The organism is Shewanella sp. UCD-KL21 (assembly GCF_001957135.1).
Classification (GTDB): domain Bacteria; phylum Pseudomonadota; class Gammaproteobacteria; order Enterobacterales; family Shewanellaceae; genus Shewanella.
In genome coordinates, this window is sequence record NZ_MPHK01000063.1 from 1 (window position 1) to 953 (window position 953).

General features: G+C 49.5%; 1 protein-coding gene. It reads right to left on the reverse strand.

All coding sequences use genetic code 11. The features are described from left to right. Positions 1–953, reverse strand: a 953-nt coding sequence (locus BM739_RS19850; RefSeq protein ID WP_175609564.1) for a cadherin-like domain-containing protein, incomplete at both ends; no start/stop codon positions are given.

Below are 953 nucleotides of genomic sequence, written 5' to 3' on the forward strand. Positions count from 1 at the left end.
GATGACAATATCGTGTGTTGTACCATCTTTTGAATGGACTGTAATCGTATCGGTTAAGCTTTGGCCTTCACCAAGCTGGTCAATCGCGGTACCACGCGTTGTGGGTCTAGCACCTATACCTGATAGATGCCCAGCATCGGCATGGTAATGCCAGGTGCCATCGGTGAGTAAGATTAGATCGCCATAGGTGCCGTGATAGTCGTAACCATTGCTGCCTTGGCGTTCAAATCCTGACTCGCCTACATCGGGGTCTGTGATGGTCAGCTTGCCATCCGCATAGAGTGTTGTATTGCCGAGTGTGGCTATGCCTGAGTGAGCATAGTCAGGTGACATGTCGACACCCGCGCTGCTTTCGGTTATTGAACCAGTATCAACGCCAGCGATTTGGGCTTTATCGCCAACAGCCGAGAGAGTCGTTGATGCGCCAGTGTGGGTCACACCACCGTGGGCATCTTTGACGTCATAGCTAAAATGGACATCGCCGTTATAGTCTTTTTCTGGGGTAAAGGTGAAGGTGCCATCGCCATTGTTTAGAATGGAACCATGGTCGGCGTGTAGGTTTTCAATGGTTAGTTTACCGGCATCGTTTTTATCGACATCGACGGTATTCGCTAATAATTGCGCAGTGGTTAAGGTTTGGCGTGTATCTTCACTGCCATTTGCAAGCACAACTTCAGATGAACAGTAAGGTCTGTCGTTACTGCCGTGAATGGTGATGACAATATCGTGTGTTGTACCATCTTTTGAATGGACTGTAATCGTATCGGTTAAGCTTTGGCCTTCACCAAGCTGGTCAATCGCGGTACCACGCGTTGTGGGTCTAGCACCTATACCTGATAGATGCCCAGCATCGGCATGGTAATGCCAGGTGCCATCGGTGAGTAAGATTAGATCGCCATAGGTGCCGTGATAGTCGTAACCATTGCTGCCTTGGCGTTCAAATCCTGACTCGC